Source organism: Streptomyces sp. NPDC056452 (genome assembly GCF_042796085.1).
Lineage (GTDB): Bacteria > Actinomycetota > Actinomycetes > Streptomycetales > Streptomycetaceae > Streptomyces.
In genome coordinates, this window is sequence record NZ_JBHTRI010000014.1 from 139,061 (window position 1) to 156,575 (window position 17,515).

Here is a 17,515-nt window from a genome sequence, read left to right on the forward strand (position 1 = left end):
GGGGCCGAGTTGCCGCGACCAGGGGCGCGCTTGGCGCGTGCCACATCGATGCAGCTCAGCGCACCCTTCCCCGCGGTTTCAACGCCACCGGCGGCATGGCCGGAGCGGGCAGCCGGTCGCCGTCGTAGCCCTTCACCTCGCCGAAGCGAGGGCCTTCCATCCAGTCCAGCCGGGCCGCCTCGATCTCCTCGTGGGACCGTCCGATGAAGTTCCACCACATGACGATCTCCTCCTCGAACGGCTCGCCGCCGAGAAGCATGAGCCCGGCGTCGGAGACCGCACGCAGGGGCAGTTCGGTCCGGCCGCAGCCAAGGTAGAGCATCGAGCCGGGCAGTACCGGGACGCCGTCGACCTCGGCCTCGCCGGACATGGACAGCACCGCGTACTCGAAGTCGGGATCGAGGGGCAGCCGGGCCTCGGCGCCGCCCGTCAGGGCCAGGTCGGCACCCACGATCGGGGTGTACGCCGTGCCGGGCGACGTGGCGCCGTCGAGTTCACCGAGGATCACCGTTGCGGTGAGCCCCGGCGCGGTGACCGCGGGGAGGTCGGCGTGGTGCTGGAAGTGCGGTTCGACGTTCCTGTGGGCGTCGGGCAGGGCCACCCACAGCTGTGCTCCGTGCAGAAGCCTGGCATGCGGCTTCGGGCTCTCCTCGGAGTGGCTGATCGCCCGCCCCGAGGTCATCAGGCCCAGCTCGCGCGGGCGGACCGTCCGGAGGCTGCCCAGGCTGTCGCGGTGCAGGACCTCGCCGTCGTGCAGCCAGCTGACCGTCTGCAGGCCCATGTGGGGGTGCGGCGGTACCTGCATCCCGGGCTCGTCGGCGATGTCGTCGGGGCCGTAGTGGTCCACGAAGGCCCAGGCGCCGACCATGCGGCGGCCCAGGTTGGGCAGGAGTCGGCGGACCTCGGTGGACTCGCCGAGCTGAACATGCCGCGGCGTGAGGAGTTCACGCACCGGCTCGGCGACGACGAAGCCCCGTCCTCCGCAGACGGAGAGTGCGGCCTGGCGATCGAGATTGCTCATGGCGCTCAACCTATTCCCGTACGGACGCGGAGTGCCGGTCCCCACGCCGAAAATTTAGTGGAATATTAAACTACACCCCTGTGTTGACGCGTCCGCAGGACCCGATTCGCTCCAGGAGGAGAAGTGAACGACACCTACTACGAGTTCGGCACCGCGGCCGACCGCTGGGACCGTGCGCAGATGTTCTTCGACGCCAAGGAGTACCTGACGGCGGCGCGGATCCTCGACGGGCTGGTGGACGAGGCGCCGGAGCTGATCGCACCGCGGCTGCTGCTGGCGCGGGCCTACTACCACTCGGCGCGGCTCGCGAAGGCCGAGGCAGAACTGCTCGCCGTCCTGGAGCGCGACCCGGTCGAGGAGTATGCGCGGCTCATGCTCGGTCGGACACTGGAACGCCAGGGGCGGTCCTCCGAAGCGGCCCCGCATCTGAGGATGGCCGCGGCGCTGTCCGGGGACTTCCCGCAAGGGGATGCCCTTTAGTCCCTGATGGATCAGCGCGCGGCTGCAGATGCGCACAGAGCAAGGCTGAGGGACGCCCGGACACTGAATGTGTTCGGGCGCTCCGATGACACGGCGAAGCGCCGTGGTGGTCGTCGTGTGTCCGCCGGGGATTGCGGGACAGCCCTTGTCAGGGCATGACCTCAGGGCAGGACCCCTGACTTCGGGGGCGGTGCGGGCATTCCTTAACCTGGCGCTGTGACCAGCCATCTTCCTTCTTGCTCCTGCTGCGGCGACTCCCTCACGGACGAGCGGCGCATCGACGTCGGATTCAACCTGCCCGACGCCGCCCTCACCGCACCCGAAGCGGCCCGGCACCGGCTCGGCCCCTCCGCGCTGCTCCGGGTGGACGGCGTCGGCTCCTTCATCCGCTGTCTGCTGCCCGTCCGGCTGACGTACGAGACCGAGCTGGTCCTGGGCGTATGGCTGGAGGTCGACGAGGCCACGCTCCGGGAGGCCGACGAGCGGTGGGAGGACCGGAGTTACTCGGACCTCACCTTCAGAGGGCTGCTCTCCAACAAGGTCAGGCCCTGGGGCGACGACCTGCTGGGCGCCCCGTTCACCGCCCGGGTTGCCGATCCCGAGGAACTGCCCTACCTCGTCGCCGGCCACCACCCGCTGGCCACCCGCGTCCTGGAAGACGTCTGGGACCGGGACCACGTCCTCAGCCGCTTCCCGCACCAGCTCCCCGTCGACGTCCGCACCGGCCTCGGCGACCGCTGGTCCGTCGTCCGCACCGCAGGCCTGACCGCCCGGTTCGCCGATGGTGCGGATCAGTTCGCCGGTCCTGACCGCAGCGCCGCCGTGACAGTGTTCACGGATGACGCCCCGGGACGTTCCCCCGAGGACTTCCTCTCCGTACTGCTCGACGGCGCCCCCGACAAGCTTCCCGCGCAACGGCTCACCGAGTCTCTGCCCGACGGACTCCGCCACGCCTTCTGGCTGACCCCGGACGACCACGGCCGGGAGCGGCACGAGTTCTACGGCTTCACGGTGTCGGCCGCAGGCACCGCCGCCGGGCTTTTCTGCACCCATGAGGACTCCGCCGACCTCACCTGGGCCCAGCGGGTCTGGCGTTCCCTCGCCTGCTCGGATCCTTCTTGATCCGACAACGTGCGCCTCGGGTCGGCATCGGTGGTACGGATCCGAAGGCAGAGACCGACCTGTCAGCTCTTCCCGTCCCCCTGCGCCGCATTCGACACCCGGTCCAGCCATTCGTTCATCAGGACCGATTCCGCGGCACTGAGGCCGGACCCCTTCGACCGGTTCAGCAATGCCCTCAACCGGACTGCAGCTGAGGGAACTTCGGCCTCCACCGGCTCGGCGACGCGCGCGTCCGGGGTGAAGACGGCGGCGTGCACAGCGTCGCGTACACGCGTGCGCACGCTGTCGTCCGAGAACGTCGCGGGGCGGGATACGAGCATGAGGGCGACACCCGTATTGGCCGACATGATCATCTGGGCGGCCAGTTCAGGAGTGACGCGAAGCTTCCCCTGTTCCGCAGCCCGCTCCAGGTCACGGGTCAGGATCCGGTGGGACTCGAGCGCCGCGGCGGGCGGTGTGCGCATCGCCGGGGAGTTCATCAGCCGGTACAGGTTCGGGTTGCGCAGGGCGAACTCGATGTGGCTGTCCCAGCCGTTGCGGAGGTCCTCGACGGGGTCCGTGGACGCGCCGCGTTCCCGCTTCGTCGCCAGGTACGCGTCGTAGCCGTGGTCGACCACCGCCGACAGCAGCCCTTCCTTGTCCCCGAAGTGCCGGTAGAGAGCCGGTGCGCCGACCTGGGCCGCCTCGCACACGGCCCGGGTGGAGATGTCCCCGTCCGGGGACGCCGCGACGAGCTCGGCGGCCACTTCGAGGATGCGTGCTCGGGTACTCACCGCACGGACGCTATCAAGCGGTGCACGGCCCGGTTCGCGCGCCCGTGCGGGGAACGGCACACCGTCGGGGCCTGTCCGGGAGGGTCGCGGAGGAGGGCCGCCCGGTCCGTCACACGATCCCCCCGTTGGCGCGCAGCACCTGGCCGTTGACCCAGCGGGCGGGGCCGGCGAGGAACGAGACGACCTCCGCGATGTCCTGCGGCGTGCCCAGCCGTTCGAGCGGCGGCTGGGCCGCCATCCGCGTGATGGTCTCCTCATCCTTACCGTCCAGGAAGAGCGCGGTGGCGGTCGGGCCCGGGGCCACGGCGTTGACCGTGATGTCCCGGCCGCGCAGCTCACGGGCGAGGATCAGCGTCATGGCCTCCACCGCTCCCTTGGTGGCGGCGTAGGCGCTGTATCCCGGGAGGGCGAGCGAGAGCACCGAGCTGGAGAAGTTGATGATCGCCCCGCCGTCGCGGAGGCGGCGCGCCGCCTGCTGGTCCACGACGAAGGTGCCGCGGATATTCGTGCGGTGCATCCGGTCCAAGGCGTCCAGGTCGGTGTCGACCAGTGGTGCGAGCGTCATGACTCCCGCGGCATGGACGACCACGTCGATCCCCCCGAAGGCGGCCTCGGCCGCGTCGAAGAGTGCGGCTACGGCCGTCTCGTCGGCGACGTCCGCCTGAAACGCGAATCCCTCGCCACCTGCGGAGATGACAGCCTCTACGGCCGCTTCCGCCTCGGTCTTGTTGCCCGCGTAGTTGACGACGACGGCGAATCCGTCGGCCGCGAGCCGCTCGGCGCTCTCGCGGCCGATGCCTCGCGAGCCCCCGGTGACCAGGGCGACCCTGCGCGGCGCGGTGGTGTGCTGCTGTTGCTCACTCATGACCTGCTCCTGCGATAGAGGGGCCCCGGCCGTCTCCGCGACCCGACACGAACAACGCTAACACCATTACCGTAGCGACGCTACGTACCGTCGCGTACCGAAACTCGCATGCGTCGGCCCCTGTGGAGGTGATACTCCGGCCTGTCATGGACAACCTCATGACGACACGCCTCCTGCTGCACCCGCTGAGCGCGGCCGAAGCCGCATCGGTGGAGGCGGGTGAACCGCCGGCAGGCACGCTCTGGGCACCCGGATACCCCGGGGACGGGGACCGCGGTGTCGCCCGCCGCTTCCTGGAGACCTGCGCGGACGCCGGCAGCCCCCAGCCGTTCGGCGCCTACGAGATCCGCCGCCGCGCGGACGGCCACGTGATAGGTGGCGTGGGCTTTCACGGAAGGCCCGATTCCGACGGCCGGGTGACGATCGGCTACGGCTTGATCCCCTCGGTTCGTGGCCTGGGGTACGCCTCCGAAGCGCTACGGGCCCTTCTGGCCTTCGCGCGTTCCCAGGGGGTCGCGTCCGTGAAGGGCGACGCCGATCTCGACAACACCCGGTCGCACCACGTCATGGCAGCGGCCGGTATGCGGCTGGTCGGCGAGGACGACCGGCTCAAGCACTTCCGTATCGACTGGAGCACGAACCGGGCGGACGTCTGGACCATGACGCCTGACGCCTGAACTTCGGGCTCCGCCCGGAGCCCGTACATGACGGAACCCGCCGGGAATCCCGGCGGGTTCACTTGCCGTAGGCCCCTACGGGGCTCGCGGGTCAGCTCACGGCATCGGCCGGGCGGGGTGCCGTACGGTCACCCGCCGACGACGCGGTACGGGCGGCCGGTACGAGAAGCCGCTCGGTCAGGTAGCCGAAGACGAGACCGAAGGCGGTCCAGAGCGTCGCCTGGACGGCGAGCGTGGACAGCCGGAACTCCCACAGCAGGCTGGCCGGGAAGTCCGTGCCGACCTCGTTGAACGAGGGCAGGAAGGCGTAGGCGAGCCCGATCAGGAGGACATAGCCGGCGCCTGCGGCAGTCGTCGCGTTCCAGTTGCCCAGACGGGGTGCGAGACGTTTGCCGAGGATCACGGCGGCAACGGCCAGCAGCACGCTGAGCGCGACCATCAGGAAGAACATGCCGGTGCGCTGTCCGATGGTGTCGGGGTTGCCGACAGCCGGCGGGTTCGCCGGGTACTTCAGGAACGGCACGACGTACACCGTCAGCAGGGCCCCACCCGCGACGAGTGCGGCCGTGGCCCTCGGGCCGAAGCTGCCGATGCGGCCGAGGGCGTAGCAGAAGACGAGTGCGGCGATGCCGCCGATGGCCACGCCGAATACGAGGACACCGGTGGCGAGCCCGCCGGTTGCCTGCATCGTGCGGCTGACGAGTTCCTCGCCGCCGCCGTGGTCGTGGGTGTGTGACTCTTCCAGCGCGATGGCGGCGTCCACGCGGGACTCACCGAGGAAGTAGGCCACGGCAAGGGCGAGCGCGCCGGCCACGAGGCCGGCGAGCATGCCGCGGACGAGCAGAGCTCTGACCGATACGGAGTTCATGGAACGTTCCCCTGATTCCCGGAGTTTCAGTGGCAGGGGAATCCGAGGAGGTGGCGTCCGTCGTGGACCCACTCGTGCACGGACTCGCCCGCGAAGACCGCGGTGGCGCCCTGCTCGGCTCCGACGAAGTACAGCAGGACGAGCATCAGGATGCCGAAGAAGACGGCCCAGGGGGCAATAGCCTTCAGGGAGATGGGGGTGATCGCGGGTGCGATCGCAGCTGGGGCAGCAGAATGTGCCATGGCAGAACCTCCTGTGGGAACACGCGTCCCTGTCGTGGTGCCTGAGACGAAGGTGCCGGGTCTGACTTTCCCGCAGAACGAGCGGGTACACAGTGGCGCGACCGTGCCGGATTCTCACCGGACTTCCGTTCACACCTCGTCTTGGTTGCCGCGACCATACCGCCTGTTGCTCGGGCGCCGCCACGGTGCAACCGTCCCGGTCACGGCCCGCGGCGCGGGCCGTGTTCCCATGGGGCGCCTACGCATCGGGCAGTTGTTCAAGAAGGGGAGGGCGAGCATGACGGTACGGGTGATGTTGATCTCACCGGCCATGAATGCCGCGTCGAGGGAGGCGCGCTTCGAGGGTGACGCACCGTTGGACGAGGCGGGTCTGCGCAGGGCCGGGGACGCCGCCGGTGACGTACCGGGAGCCGACCGGTACGTGCGCGGTCCATCGGAGCGCTGCCGGCAGACCGCTCAGGCGCTCGGGCTCGACCCTCGTGCCGAACCTGCTCTCCGCGACTGGCACATGGGGCACTGGAGCGGGCAACGGCTGTCTGACGTGAGCGCCGCCGAACCCGACGCCGTGTCCGCCTGGCTGAGCGACCCTTCGGCCGCCCCGCACGGGGGCGAGTCGCTCCTGGACCTGGCTGCCCGGGTGGGCAGTTGGCTGGAGACCCTGGCCGGGGACGGCGATGTGCGGGTCATGGCCGTGGTCGAACCCGCGGTCGTCCGCGCGGCGGTGGTCCAGGCGCTGGATCTGCCGGTACAGGCCTTCTGGCGGCTCGACGTTCCCCCGCTCGCGCTCACCGAGCTCAGCGGACGGTCGGGCCGGTGGAACCTGCGGTGCGGTCGCCCTCCGGAGGCACGTGGGGCAGGGCGATCGCGGTAACCGCGAACCCGTCCTGGACCAGCCACTTTCCCTCGAACGACCCCGGTATCCCGGGCGCCGTACGGTGCAGCTGTGCCGTGAAGGTGCCCCGGTGCCGAATCCCTTCACCCCGGCGGAATTCGACCTCGGCCTCGTCGAAGTCGAGCTCGATGCCGGTGAGCGGGTACCAGGTCTTGAAAACGCTCTCCTTGGCGCTGAAGAGCAGCCGGTCCCAATGGGGGGCCACGCCGCCCGCCACGGGCCCGATCCGCCGCCGCTCCGACGGAAGCGAAATGACCTCCCACACGTCGGCCGGCAGTGCTTCGTCCGGTTCCGCGTCGATGCCGAGTGCGCGCACTTCGGACGCCCGGGCCAGCACCGCGGCTCGGTAGCCCTCGCAGTGCGTCATGCTGCCCACGACGCCCTCGGGCCACAGGGGCGCCCCCCGGTGGCCGCGCAGCACCGGTGTGGGCGGCAGCCCGAGGGCCGCCATGGCTCGTCTCGCGCAGGCGCGCACGGCCGCGAACTCGTGCCGGCGCTTGTCCACGCTGCGAGCGACCAGTTCCGCTTCCTCGGGGTAGAGCGTTCCCGCCGGAGCATCCGCCTCGAAGGTGTCCGCGCAGGCGACGTACTCGGGCACCAGTTGCTCGATCACGCCTCCTCCCCCGGCCCGTCCGGGGGCTGTTCGCCCGTGTAGGGAAGGATCTGACGCAGCAGGCCACGGGGGTGGCCACGTTTGCGCCACTCCCTGGGGTAGCCGATCGAGACCTCCTCGAAGCGCACTCCGTCGAACCAGGTCGTACGGGGGATGTGGAGGTGCCCGTAGACGACGGCGGCGACGTTGAAGCGGCGGTGCCAGTCGGCCGTCAGTTCCGTGCCGCACCACTGGGCGAACTCCGGGTACCACATGACGGATGTGGGTTCGCGCACCAGCGGCCAGTGCCCGGTGATGACGAGAGGGACGTCCGGGTCGTGCGCGGCGAGCCGCTCCTCGGTCTGCGCCACCCGCGCCCGGCACCAGTCGTCCCGGGCGGGGTAGGGGTCGGGGTGGAGCAGGTACTCGTCGGTGCAGACGACGCCGGCCTCGTGCGCCTTGGCCAGGGATTCTTCCTTGGTCATCGTTCCGGGGGCCCTGAAGGTGTAGTCGTACAGCAGGAACACGGGGGCGACGGCCACCGGCCCGTCCGCTCCCTGCCACCGGGGGTACGGGTCCTCCGGTGTCGTCACGCCGAGCTCGCGGCACACCTGGACGAGGTGCTCGTACCGTGCCTGTCCGCGCAGTCGTACGGGATCCTTGTCGACGGTCCACAGTTCGTGGTTGCCGGGGGTCCACACCACGTGGGCGAAGCGGCCCGCCAGCATCTCCAGCGCCTGTGCGACCTCCTCGGCCTGCTCCGCCACGTCGCCCGCGACGATGAGCCAGTCATCGTCGTGCGACGGGTGCAGCTTGTCGGCGATCGGACGGTTGTCGGTGATCCCGAGATGGAGGTCGCTGACGGCGAGAAGCCGGCCCCGCCCCGGCGGCGATTGGCGGGCCGGGTCGCTCAGTTGACTCATTGTTCGAATTTACCGTCCTGCTCGCTCCGCCGGGCCTCTTGTCCTCGGCGCGTCCCCTCCGCGGCACGCCTCCCTCGGCCGCCGTGGAACACCCGGCGAGAGCTCCGACGGACCTCGGCGGTTCGCTCCGAAAGCCGCGACCACAGGTCGCCTCCAGAGCTGCTCAAGCACTGCTTTCCGGCCGAAGCCTGCGGTTTCACGCGAAAACCAGATCGACATCACCGCAGGTCAGGCGGTAGTTCGCGGTTGTACCACTGCAACCTGTCCATATGGCGGACACCCGGCACGAGGCGTTCACACCACGTCCGAGCTGCCCGAACGGCCATTCGGTAGGTCCGTCTCGCGGAGGTTGGGCCGGAAAGAACTGATCGATGTGCACTCACTCCCCGCAGGCGCAAGACTCCCCACCGCAATCACCACTTCACGCAAAGGAGCTTCACGCATGCGTTACAACCTCGGCAGATTCTGCGTAATCGCCACGGTCTCCACACTCGTCCTGTCGGGCACAGCAGCCATGGGCGTCGCGCAGAGCCGGCCCGCTCAGCCGACCAGCCTCTACGCCCCGTCGGCCCTCGTCCTGTCGGTCGGCAAGGGCAGCGCCGACGAGGTCACCGTCCAGCGGGCCGTCACCCTGAGCTGCGCGCCCCGCCCGCAGGGCACGCACCCCGCGCCCGCTGCGGCGTGTTCCGAACTGCGCGCGGTCAACGGTGAGTTCGCCCGGCTGACCACGCCGCGGTCGCCCGGGAAGTGCACGCGCCAGTGGGACCCCGTCGTCCTCGACGTGACCGGTGTGTGGCAGGGCCGCAGCGTCTCCTGGTCGGCCGGCTTCGGCAACGCGTGTGAGATGCAGGCAAGCCTGGGCGAAGGACCGGTCTTCGCCTTCTGATCGAGCCGTGCGCCGCACGTGGTCGAAGGGCCCGGTCGGCGGGGGTGCTGACCGGCTCGGACCTGCGCCATGCGGCCGCCGGCGCTCGCGGCCAACGGAGTCGGCAGGGAACCTGCGCCGCTTCGGCCGGGTGCCGACTCGAGGCAGTTCGGCACCCGGGCTCCCGAAACTCGTTGCCACGACACCGTCGCCGCCGTCCCGACCTGCCGTCGGGGCAGCCTGGGTGCCCCGACGGAAGCGGCCTCCGCACGACCACGGTTCGAATCCGCCCGGGCATTCAGAGGGTGGTCTGGACGTGAGGAACTGGGGTAGGCGGGTCGCCGAATGACTCGTGAGCGAGCGAAAGGGAGACTCCGGTGCTGATGGCCCATCCTGCGGTACTGCGGAACCTTGTCGATCAGTACGACACCCTGCGCATTCTGCGCGCAGAGAACGGTGACGCGGAGGTGCAACGACGCATGGACGACGTCGCCTACACGCTCTGCGTGGCCACGGGCACCCGGGACATCGACGCCGCACTCATCGCCGCACGCCACCAATTGCCGGGCGCGCGCCCTCAGGACGACTCCGTCCTCACCACCTGAGGGAACTGAGCGCAGGAGCCGCTGTCGCCGTTGTCGGGCGGCAGCGGCTCACGTTCAACAGGCCTGCGCTCTGCAGTCGTTGAGCAACGTCGTGTTCCTGTGACCAGGAGCCCAGGTCGTGGCCGTGGTGGCACGACCTGGGCAGGAACCGGCCCGGGCCGGTGCCCGTCAGCCGACGTCCACGTTCGGCACCCGCGTCATCGTTCGCGCGAGCCGCCGCACCCTGGGGCCTCCTGTCCCGTTCTCGCGAACGAGGACCGGACGTCACCCCGTCGACTCGTCCGGGGTCGGGTGTTCCGGGTGAACGCCGGCATTGCGGGCGGCGTTGCGACCCGAGCCGGCCTCGTCGGGGTCGGGCTGTTCGTCGTCGGTCCCGGGGTCCGATTCCGCTTCGGGGCGTTCGGTATTCGGCGGGAGAATCACGTCGAGCGCGTCCTCGCCCTCCTGGACCTGTTGGTCAGGCATATCGGCAGGTACAGGCGGCGGGCTGCCCTCCGCCCCGGTGTAGGCGATCCCCTCGGGCCTGCGGTCGGTCATGTCACTGCTCCTGTCGGTGCAGGCCCATTCTCGTGCGTGTGGGCCGGTGTCGCACCTCGCGTACCCCTTGCATCCCGGACGACGCGTCCCCGTCGTCACCGGCTCCCCGGCCGACCGACTCCGGACCGGCACGACCCGCCCGGAACAGGCCGGGAGGCTTCGTGGCCAAGGACTCCTCACAGGGCTCGACCGGATCGGAGGACGGTGTCGTGCACGAGGCCGCCGGGTGGAGGGACGTGGTCAGCCGCTCACCGCGCGACAAACCCGGTGACGTCGGCGATCACCCCCGGGATACTGGTCGCCCATGGATGAGGTCGAAGTCGTCGTCGCCCATTCCGAGCGCGCGACTCTGCGCGTCGGCGACGTGTTCTTGAAGGTGGACCCCGATCAGGCGCGCATCGACGTCGAGGTCCGGGCGATGTCCCTCGCGCCGGTCCCGACCCCGGCGGTCCTGTGGCACAAGCCGCCCGTGCTCGCCGTCGCCGCACTCCCGGGGACGACGCTCGGGAGCCTCGGCGGGCCGTCGACCGGGTCGCGGGCGGCGTGGGCCGCGGCGGGTGCCGCCATCCGGAAGTTGCACGACGCGCCGTTGCCGCCCTGGCCCGGCCGGGGAAAGGGTCTCGACGAGCTGGCGGCGGAACTCGACGACGAGTGCGAGTTGCTCGTGACGAACGGCGTCCTGCCCTCCGCCGTGGTCACCCGCAACCGCCAGGTCGCCGAGGCCGCGCTCCGGCCGTGGACTCCGGCGTTCACGCACGGCGACCTGCAGATCGCGCACGTCTTCGTCGAGGGCGACGAGGTCACAGGCATCATCGACTGGTCCGAGGCGGGCCAGGGTGATGCCCTGTACGACCTCGCGACCTTCACGCTCGGACACGAGGAGCACCTCGACGACGTCATCGCCGGCTACGGCACCGACATCGACCTCGAAGTGATCCACGCGTGGTGGTCGTTGCGCAGTCTGCTGGCGGTTCGCTGGCTGATCGAGCACGGCTTCGACCCCTCCGCGCCGGGCTGTGAGATCGACGTGCTGAGATCCCGTATGTGAGGCTGCGCGGGCCCGACTGCTACGTGGGCGTTCTGACGCATCGAGCAGGCCGTCCCCCGGGATGATCGCCCGCCGTCAGGGGTGCGGGGCTTGAGCAGCATCCGAATGAGTTCGGGCTCCGTGCCACTGGCCCCGGCGTGGTCGGGTCTCGCCTTCGTTCACAAGGGCGCCCACAGTCTCGACGAGGGCGACCATGGCCAGTACCGGGGCGAGCACATGCCTGATGGCGGCGGCAGCTTCTAGGATCTCCGCATGGCGACGAGACTCGTGCAGATCAATATGAAGGCCCAGGACGACTCCGTGCTCGGCCGGTTCTGGGCGGCGGCACTCGGTTGGGGTGTCGACAGCGAGGGGCCCGGCGTCACCAACCTCGAACCGGTGGGTTTCGACTACCCCGACCCCGTGGCCGTCTGCATCGACATCGTCGCCCGCCCGGAAGTCAAGACGGTGAAGAACCGGGTGCATCTCGATCTGGCCACCACCTCGACCGCGCATCAGGCGGAGTTGGTCGCGCGCTTGAAGGATCTCGGCGCGAGGCTCGCCGACGTGGGCCAGGGCGACGTCCCCTGGACGGTCATGGCCGACCCGGAGGGCAACGAGTTCTGTGTCCTGGAGCCCCGCCCGATCTACCAGGACACCGGGCCGATCGCCGCGGTGGTCGTCGACTGCACCGACCCACGAGGGATGGCCCGGTTCTGGGGCCAGGCGATGGACTGGACGCTGCACGAGGTCGCCGACGACCACGCGACCATGCGATCCGCCAAAGGCGTCGGCCCCTACCTGGAGTTCCTCCGCACCCCCGACTCCAAGAGTGTGTGGAACCGCGTCCACCTCGACGTCTGCCCCTACCCCGGTGACGACCTGGAAGCAGAAGAAGCCCGACTGCGCGCCCTGGGCGCCACCGACCCTGGTGTCGACCGGTCCGCAATCTCCTGGACGGTTCTGGCCGACCCGGAAGGCAACGAGTTCTGCCTCCTCACTCCTCGCTGAACCTGAGCGGCTCCGGCCGCTTTCGGGTCAGCGGCGAAGACCGCGTGCCGTCGGCGCATGCCGTCGGAGACAGGGGTGGTGCCCCCAGTGATCGATGCGTGATCGATGCGCGCCCACAACTCGTCGTCGATCTCCCACGGCCCGGCAGCGGTCTTCCGTGAGGAGTCCTAAGAGCCGACGCCACTCGGTGACACCTGGGGTTCGGGCTCCTCCTGCGGAACGCTGAGCTGCTCGCGCAGGTAGTTCCAGACCACCGCGATCAGTGCGGCGGCGGGTACGGCGAGCAGGCTGCCCACGATGCCGGCGAGGCTGCCGCCCAATGTCACCGCCAGCAGGATCACCGCAGCGTGCAGGCCGAGTCCGCGACTCTGGATCATGGGCTGGAACACGTTGCCCTCGAGCTGTTGCACCACGACGATGATCGCCAGCACGATCAGCGCGTCGGTCAGCCCGTTCGACACCAAGGCGATGAGAACGGCGACGAAGCCGGCGAACAGGGCGCCCACGATGGGTACGAATGCGGAGACGAAGGTCAGCACCGCGAGGGGGAGCACCAGCGGTACGCCCACAATCCACAGGCCGATGCCGATGAGGACCGCGTCGAGCAGGCCGACGTACGCCTGGGACCGCACGAACTCACCCAGAGTCCGCCAACCACGCGCCGCCACTGTCGGGACATCGGTGGCGAGCCGACCGGGCAGCTGGCGGGCGAGCCAGGGCAGGAACCGCGGGCCGTCCTTGAGCATGAAGAACATCAGGAAGACCGCCAGGACGGCAGTGACCACACCATTGACCACCGTGCTCACGCCGGTGACGACGGTGGTGACCATGCTGCCGATGCTGTCCTGGATGCGGGCAGCCGCAGTGTCGAAGGCGCCGGCGATCTGGTCGTCACCGATGTTGAGCGGCGGCCCGGAGGCCCACTCGCGCAGTTTCTGGATGCCTTCGACCACGCCGTCGGCCAGCTCGCCGGACTGGGAGGCCACGGGCACCGCGATCAGCGCGGCGACCCCGGCAGCGACCAGGAGGAACAGCACGGTCACCACGGATGCGGCGAGGGCCGGGGGCCACCCACGTCGGCGCAGGTAATGCGCTGTGGGCCAGGTCAGGGTGGTGAGCAACAGGGCGACTATGAGCGGCCAGATGACCGACCACATGCGGCCCAGCATCCATACCGCCACCGCGGTCATGACGAGGACGAGGAGCAACTCGCCCGATACCCGCGCCGAGACGCGGAGCGCGGCGCGGGACTTGGTTGAGCTCAACATGACAGACATGCGAGTCACCCTATGGGCCACCGGCCCCGCTCCGGATCAATCGCTCCCGCCAGGAGCCCGATCGTCGCTGGACGTTGATCAAGGGCGTACGCCGGGTGAGGCTCGCTCCAGTTCGCTCGCGGCTGTCGGGAAGCTACGCCCCGCCCCCACGCCCGGCATTGAGCCTCGCGTCCAGGGTGATCGCCGCGTCGATCAGGGCCAGGTGCGTGAAGGCCTGCGGGAAGTTGCCCAACTGCCGCCCTGTCAGGCCGATCTCCTCGGAGTACAGGCCCAGGTGGTTGGCATAGGTGAGCATCTTCTCGAGCACCAGCCTGGCCTGGTCGGTGCGTCCCGCCCGTGCCAGGGCGTCGACGTACATGAACGTGCACAGGGAGAAGGTTCCTTCGGAGCCGCGCAACCCGTCAGGCGACGCCTCGGGGTTGTAGCGGTAGACCAGGCTGTCGCTGACCAGCTCGTTCTCCATCGCGTCCAGCGTGGACTTCCACATCGGATCGTCCGGCGTGATGAAGCCGACCGTCGGCATGCGCAGCAGCGACGAGTCGAGCACGTTGTCGCCGTAGTGCTGCACGAAGGCCTGCTTCTTCGGGTCCCATCCGCGGCTGAGCACCTGCGCGTAGATCTCGTCACGCGCGTCCACCCAGCGGCCGCGGGCAGCGGGACGGCCGTCGTCGGTGGCGATCCGGACGGCCCTGTCGAAGGCCACCCAGGACATCACGCGTCCGTAGGTGAAGTCCTTCTGACCGCCACGGGTCTCCCACAGCCCTTCGCCGGGCTGGTCCCAGTGGTCGACCAGCCAGTCGAGGAGGGTGTGCAGCGCGTTCCAGCCCCCGTGGTCGAGGTGCATGCCGTGCTGGTGCGCGAAGTAGATGCTGTCGAGTGCCTCACCGTAGATGTCCAGTTGCCGCTGGGTAGCTGCTCCGTTCCCGATGCGGACCGGGGCGGAACCGCGGTACCCCTCCCAGTGGTCGAGGGTCTCCTCGACCATGTCGGAGGAACCGTCGACGCGGTACATGATGTTCAGTGGCCCGGTGCTGCCTTCGCCTTCACCGGCCTTTTCCTTCACGCGCTCGTGCAGCCAGCCGATGAACGCCGCCGCTTCTTCCTTGAATCCCATGCCCAGCAATGCGTACACCGAGAACGAGGCGTCACGGATCCAGGTGAACCGGTAGTCCCAGTTGCGCTCTCCGCCCAGTTGCTCGGGCAGAGCAGTCGTGGGGGCGGCGACCACGGCGCCGGTCGGAGCGTAGGTCATGAGCTTCAGCGCCACGGCCGAACGCTCCACCGCTTCCCGCCAACGCCCCGAGTACGTGGACTGGCCCAGCCACGAGCGCCAGTACTGGACCGTCTCGTCGAAGAGCTGCTCGAACTCCTCCACTCGGACCTCGTGCGGCGGCCCTCCAGGAGACGATTCCATGACCAGCCCGCGCTGCTGCCCTGCCTGAAGAGTCAGAGTGAAGCGCAGGTCGTTGTCCTTCGGATGAATGGTCAGCAGGCGCTCGTCCTGGGGCTCACGGACCGCGTGGATGGCGAGGTCCATGTCCTGCGACGTGAACACGGCTCCGTGCTCCGTGATGTGCAACTCGTGCGGCTTGCGGCCGTAGTCGAAGCGCGGAGCGACCTCCCCTTCGAAGGTCATGCTGCCTCGGACACAGCGCAGCATGCGGACCAGACGGTGGCGGTCGGTCGCGGTGCTGCCGGTGATCGGCATGAAGTCGACCACCTCGCCCGCTCCGGCCTCGGTCATGAACCGCGTGACCAGCACGGCGGTGTCCGGGTGGTAGAGCTGCTTGGTGGTGTAGGTGTCCGCGGCCGGCCCGACGGTGAAGTGCCCGCCCTTCCGCCGGTCGAGCAGAGCACCGAAGATGCTGGGCGAGTCGAAGCGCGGACAGCAGAACCAGTCGATCGTCGCGTCCGTGGTCACGAGAGCCGCGGTCTGCAGGTCACCGATCAGGCCATGGTTCTCGATGAGGGGGTATTCATCCATCTTCGTGCCCCTTTCGGCCCCGGTTGGCAAGCCTAGGTCACCACGGGCGCCCCGTCCTGGCGAGGATGCGACGCGAGGGGACGGCGGCGGAGACCGTAGTCTCTGGACATGGCGAGCATGCAGGCGGACGGGGCCGTACGAGGGCCGGGGCGACCGCGCGAGGAGCGGGTCACCGGAGCCGTTCTCAACGCTGTTGTGGACCTGGTCACCGAGCAGGGGATCGCGGCGGTCACGATGGACACCGTCGCCGCACGGGCCGGGGTGAGCAAGCCCGCCATCTACCGGCGGTGGCCCACCAAGCAGGATCTGATCATCGCCGCCGCGGAAACCCGTATCGGCACCCTGTCGGTGCCCGACCTGGGCGACTTCCGTGCCGAGCTCCGCTTCGTACTCACCGCTCGCCTGGAGGCCTACCGGCTGCCGGGTTCGGACCGGCTGATCGCGGGCCTCATCGGGGCGTCGGCCGACGCGGGTGCGGCGCGGGGCCAGTACGCGGAGTACACCGAGCGGATCACGAGCGAGACGAGGCGCATCCTCGAACGGGGGATCGCCCGCGGTGACGTGGGTCCGGACACCGATGTCCGGGCCGCGGCCACCTTGGTGGCGGCACCGCTGCTCTTCCGGCTGATCGGCGAGCTGGAGCTGCCCGACGCCCGCTTCGTGGACTCACTGGTCGATCTGGTCGCCCGGGCGGTCGGCACCGGCGGCTGACGGCTCCCGGCCTCGGCTTTCCGGCTTTTCATTTTCATGCCGCAAGGACCCTTGCTTCCCCACGCCTCAATAACGATACTCCCCGTAACGATATTCAGGCCGCCACTGTGGAGGACTCATGGACAGCGTCGTCACCACCCCCGCCCCCGCGCTCGACAAGCCGCTGATGCACTACGGCAAGCGCACGCTCGACCGCATCGCACCGGGCGCGGAGCAGCCCGCCTACGGGCTCCTGGACGTCTGCCCGCTCACCCCGCACATCGGCGCCGAGGTCGAGGGCGTCGATCTTTCACGCCCCATCGGCGAGGACCTCGCGGAGGAGATCCGGCAGGCCCTGCTGGAGTGGAAGGTGCTCTTCTTCCGCGACCAGCACGCCTTCGACCCGCAGTCCCAGCTGGCGTTCTCCGCCCTGTGGGGCGAGCCGGAGGCCAACCCGTTCTTCCCCAAGGGCGACACCGTCGGCGTCTCCCGTCTGGCCAAGGACGCCATGGCCGTCGGTACGGAGAACATCTGGCACAGCGACCACTCGTTCATGGCCGCCCCGGCACTCGGCTCCGTGCTGCGCGCCGTCGAGGTCCCGGCAGCGGGCGGCGACACCATGTGGGCGGACATGGCAGCCGCGTACGACAACCTCACCGAGTCCATGAAGGCCCGGATCGAGGGCCTCACCGCGGTGCACGACTGGCTGCCGAGCTGGGGCGCGCTGATGACCGAGGCCCAGGTCGCCGTGCACCGGGCGAACCTGCCGGCTGTCGAGCACCCGGTCGTCGTCCGCCACCCGCGCACCGGACGCAAGCTCCTCTACGTCAACGAGCCCTTCACCACCCGGATCGTCGGCCTGTCGGACCCGGAGAGCCGTGAGCTGCTCGACGAGCTCGTCCTCCAGGCCCGTATCCCCGAGTACCAGGTGCGCTTCCGCTGGCAGCCGGGCTCGGTCGCGATCTGGGACAACATCGCCACCCAGCACTACGCGATCAGCGACTACTACCCGCAGCGCCGTGTCATGGAGCGCATCGCCATCGCGGGCGTCACCCTCTCCTGAA

21 protein-coding genes and 1 riboswitch are annotated in these 17,515 nt (G+C 69.6%); of the genes, 11 read left to right on the forward strand and 10 right to left on the reverse strand.

Translation table 11 applies throughout. The features are described 5' to 3' along the window. Positions 1 to 55: 55 nt before the first annotated feature. On the reverse strand, positions 56 to 1,021 hold the full coding sequence (locus ACFQ6X_RS16565; protein ID WP_351172298.1) for a pirin family protein: 966 nt from the start codon (positions 1,019 to 1,021) through the stop codon (positions 56 to 58). Between the two features lie 123 nt (positions 1,022 to 1,144). Between ACFQ6X_RS16565 and ACFQ6X_RS16570 the strand changes: the two genes are divergently transcribed. Both ACFQ6X_RS16570 and ACFQ6X_RS16575 read left to right on the forward strand, forming a co-directional pair. Next, positions 1,145 to 1,501, forward strand: coding sequence for a tetratricopeptide repeat protein (locus tag ACFQ6X_RS16570; protein WP_383182017.1), 357 nt, complete (start codon positions 1,145 to 1,147; stop codon positions 1,499 to 1,501). Positions 1,502 to 1,717: 216 nt separating this feature from the next. Further along, on the forward strand, positions 1,718 to 2,623 hold the full coding sequence (locus ACFQ6X_RS16575; protein ID WP_383182019.1) for a DUF2199 domain-containing protein: 906 nt from the start codon (positions 1,718 to 1,720) through the stop codon (positions 2,621 to 2,623). Between the two features lie 62 nt (positions 2,624 to 2,685). Here ACFQ6X_RS16575 and ACFQ6X_RS16580 read toward each other — a convergent pair whose 3' ends face one another. Beyond that, positions 2,686 to 3,396, reverse strand: a complete 711-nt coding sequence (locus tag ACFQ6X_RS16580) for a TetR/AcrR family transcriptional regulator (RefSeq protein ID WP_383182021.1) — start codon at positions 3,394 to 3,396, stop codon at positions 2,686 to 2,688. A 109-nt stretch (positions 3,397 to 3,505) separates the two neighbouring features. Then, on the reverse strand, positions 3,506 to 4,261 hold the full coding sequence (locus ACFQ6X_RS16585; RefSeq protein ID WP_383182023.1) for an SDR family oxidoreductase: 756 nt from the start codon (positions 4,259 to 4,261) through the stop codon (positions 3,506 to 3,508). 146 nt (positions 4,262 to 4,407) lie between these two features. On the opposite strand from ACFQ6X_RS16585, the gene ACFQ6X_RS16590 reads away from it, so the two are divergent. Then, positions 4,408 to 4,938 carry a GNAT family N-acetyltransferase gene (locus tag ACFQ6X_RS16590; RefSeq protein WP_383182025.1) on the forward strand — a complete coding sequence of 177 codons (531 nt, stop codon included), beginning with the start codon at positions 4,408 to 4,410 and terminating at the stop codon, positions 4,936 to 4,938. Between the two features lie 91 nt (positions 4,939 to 5,029). On the opposite strand, the gene ACFQ6X_RS16595 is transcribed toward ACFQ6X_RS16590, so the two are convergent. Continuing rightward, positions 5,030 to 5,806: a CbtA family protein gene (locus ACFQ6X_RS16595; RefSeq protein ID WP_383182027.1), complete on the reverse strand. Its 777-nt coding sequence runs from the start codon at positions 5,804 to 5,806 to the stop codon at positions 5,030 to 5,032. Positions 5,807 to 5,832: 26 nt separating this feature from the next. Further along, positions 5,833 to 6,048: a CbtB-domain containing protein gene (locus ACFQ6X_RS16600; protein ID WP_351172319.1), complete on the reverse strand. Its 216-nt coding sequence runs from the start codon at positions 6,046 to 6,048 to the stop codon at positions 5,833 to 5,835. Positions 6,049 to 6,092: 44 nt separating this feature from the next. After that, positions 6,093 to 6,190: riboswitch (adenosylcobalamin (AdoCbl) riboswitch) on the reverse strand. Positions 6,191 to 6,325: 135 nt separating this feature from the next. Between ACFQ6X_RS16600 and ACFQ6X_RS16605 the strand changes: the two genes are divergently transcribed. Then, positions 6,326 to 6,919 (forward strand): histidine phosphatase family protein, encoded by a 594-nt coding sequence (locus tag ACFQ6X_RS16605; RefSeq protein WP_383182029.1) that lies wholly within the window; start codon positions 6,326 to 6,328, stop codon positions 6,917 to 6,919. Here the strand turns inward: ACFQ6X_RS16605 and ACFQ6X_RS16610 are convergent. Further along, on the reverse strand, positions 6,843 to 7,553 hold the full coding sequence (locus ACFQ6X_RS16610) for a 4'-phosphopantetheinyl transferase (protein ID WP_383182031.1): 711 nt from the start codon (positions 7,551 to 7,553) through the stop codon (positions 6,843 to 6,845). The genes ACFQ6X_RS16605 and ACFQ6X_RS16610 overlap by 77 nt on opposite strands. Then, entirely contained in the window at positions 7,550 to 8,455 is a 906-nt protein-coding gene (locus tag ACFQ6X_RS16615; RefSeq protein ID WP_383182033.1) for a metallophosphoesterase family protein, read from the reverse strand. The genes ACFQ6X_RS16610 and ACFQ6X_RS16615 overlap by 4 nt, the downstream gene beginning before the upstream one ends. A gap of 442 nt (positions 8,456 to 8,897) precedes the next feature. Here ACFQ6X_RS16615 and ACFQ6X_RS16620 point away from each other — a divergent pair, with 442 nt between their 5' ends. After that, positions 8,898 to 9,341 carry a subtilase-type protease inhibitor gene (locus tag ACFQ6X_RS16620; RefSeq protein WP_383182035.1) on the forward strand — a complete coding sequence of 148 codons (444 nt, stop codon included), beginning with the start codon at positions 8,898 to 8,900 and terminating at the stop codon, positions 9,339 to 9,341. Positions 9,342 to 9,697: 356 nt separating this feature from the next. After that, the gene (locus ACFQ6X_RS16625) at positions 9,698 to 9,925 is read left to right on the forward strand and encodes a DUF5133 domain-containing protein (protein WP_383182037.1); all 228 of its coding nucleotides are present in this window, start codon (positions 9,698 to 9,700) and stop codon (positions 9,923 to 9,925) included. Between the two features lie 264 nt (positions 9,926 to 10,189). Here the strand turns inward: ACFQ6X_RS16625 and ACFQ6X_RS16630 are convergent, their stop codons facing one another. Next, entirely contained in the window at positions 10,190 to 10,462 is a 273-nt protein-coding gene (locus ACFQ6X_RS16630) for a hypothetical protein (RefSeq protein ID WP_383182039.1), read from the reverse strand. A 304-nt stretch (positions 10,463 to 10,766) separates the two neighbouring features. On the opposite strand from ACFQ6X_RS16630, the gene ACFQ6X_RS16635 reads away from it, so the two are divergent. The 3 genes from ACFQ6X_RS16635 (at position 10,767) to ACFQ6X_RS16645 (ending at position 12,500) form a co-directional block, all read left to right on the forward strand. Further along, positions 10,767 to 11,510 carry a phosphotransferase family protein gene (locus ACFQ6X_RS16635; RefSeq protein ID WP_383182041.1) on the forward strand — a complete coding sequence of 248 codons (744 nt, stop codon included), beginning with the start codon at positions 10,767 to 10,769 and terminating at the stop codon, positions 11,508 to 11,510. A 90-nt stretch (positions 11,511 to 11,600) separates the two neighbouring features. Then, complete coding sequence (locus ACFQ6X_RS16640; RefSeq protein WP_383182043.1) at positions 11,601 to 11,753, forward strand: hypothetical protein; 153 nt, start codon at positions 11,601 to 11,603, stop codon at positions 11,751 to 11,753. 9 nt (positions 11,754 to 11,762) lie between these two features. Then, on the forward strand, positions 11,763 to 12,500 hold the full coding sequence (locus ACFQ6X_RS16645; protein WP_383182045.1) for a VOC family protein: 738 nt from the start codon (positions 11,763 to 11,765) through the stop codon (positions 12,498 to 12,500). Between the two features lie 167 nt (positions 12,501 to 12,667). On the opposite strand, the gene ACFQ6X_RS16650 is transcribed toward ACFQ6X_RS16645, so the two are convergent. Together ACFQ6X_RS16650 and ACFQ6X_RS16655 are read right to left on the reverse strand one after the other, a co-directional pair. Beyond that, the gene (locus tag ACFQ6X_RS16650) at positions 12,668 to 13,777 is read right to left on the reverse strand and encodes an AI-2E family transporter (protein ID WP_383182047.1); all 1,110 of its coding nucleotides are present in this window, start codon (positions 13,775 to 13,777) and stop codon (positions 12,668 to 12,670) included. Positions 13,778 to 13,910: 133 nt separating this feature from the next. Beyond that, positions 13,911 to 15,761, reverse strand: coding sequence for a glycoside hydrolase family 15 protein (locus ACFQ6X_RS16655; protein WP_383182049.1), 1,851 nt, complete (start codon positions 15,759 to 15,761; stop codon positions 13,911 to 13,913). 108 nt (positions 15,762 to 15,869) lie between these two features. On the opposite strand from ACFQ6X_RS16655, the gene ACFQ6X_RS16660 reads away from it, so the two are divergent. Then, the gene (locus ACFQ6X_RS16660) at positions 15,870 to 16,472 is read left to right on the forward strand and encodes a TetR/AcrR family transcriptional regulator (RefSeq protein ID WP_383182051.1); all 603 of its coding nucleotides are present in this window, start codon (positions 15,870 to 15,872) and stop codon (positions 16,470 to 16,472) included. A gap of 118 nt (positions 16,473 to 16,590) precedes the next feature. After that, positions 16,591 to 17,514: a TauD/TfdA dioxygenase family protein gene (locus ACFQ6X_RS16665; protein WP_383182053.1), complete on the forward strand. Its 924-nt coding sequence runs from the start codon at positions 16,591 to 16,593 to the stop codon at positions 17,512 to 17,514. Position 17,515: the final 1 nt, after the last annotated feature.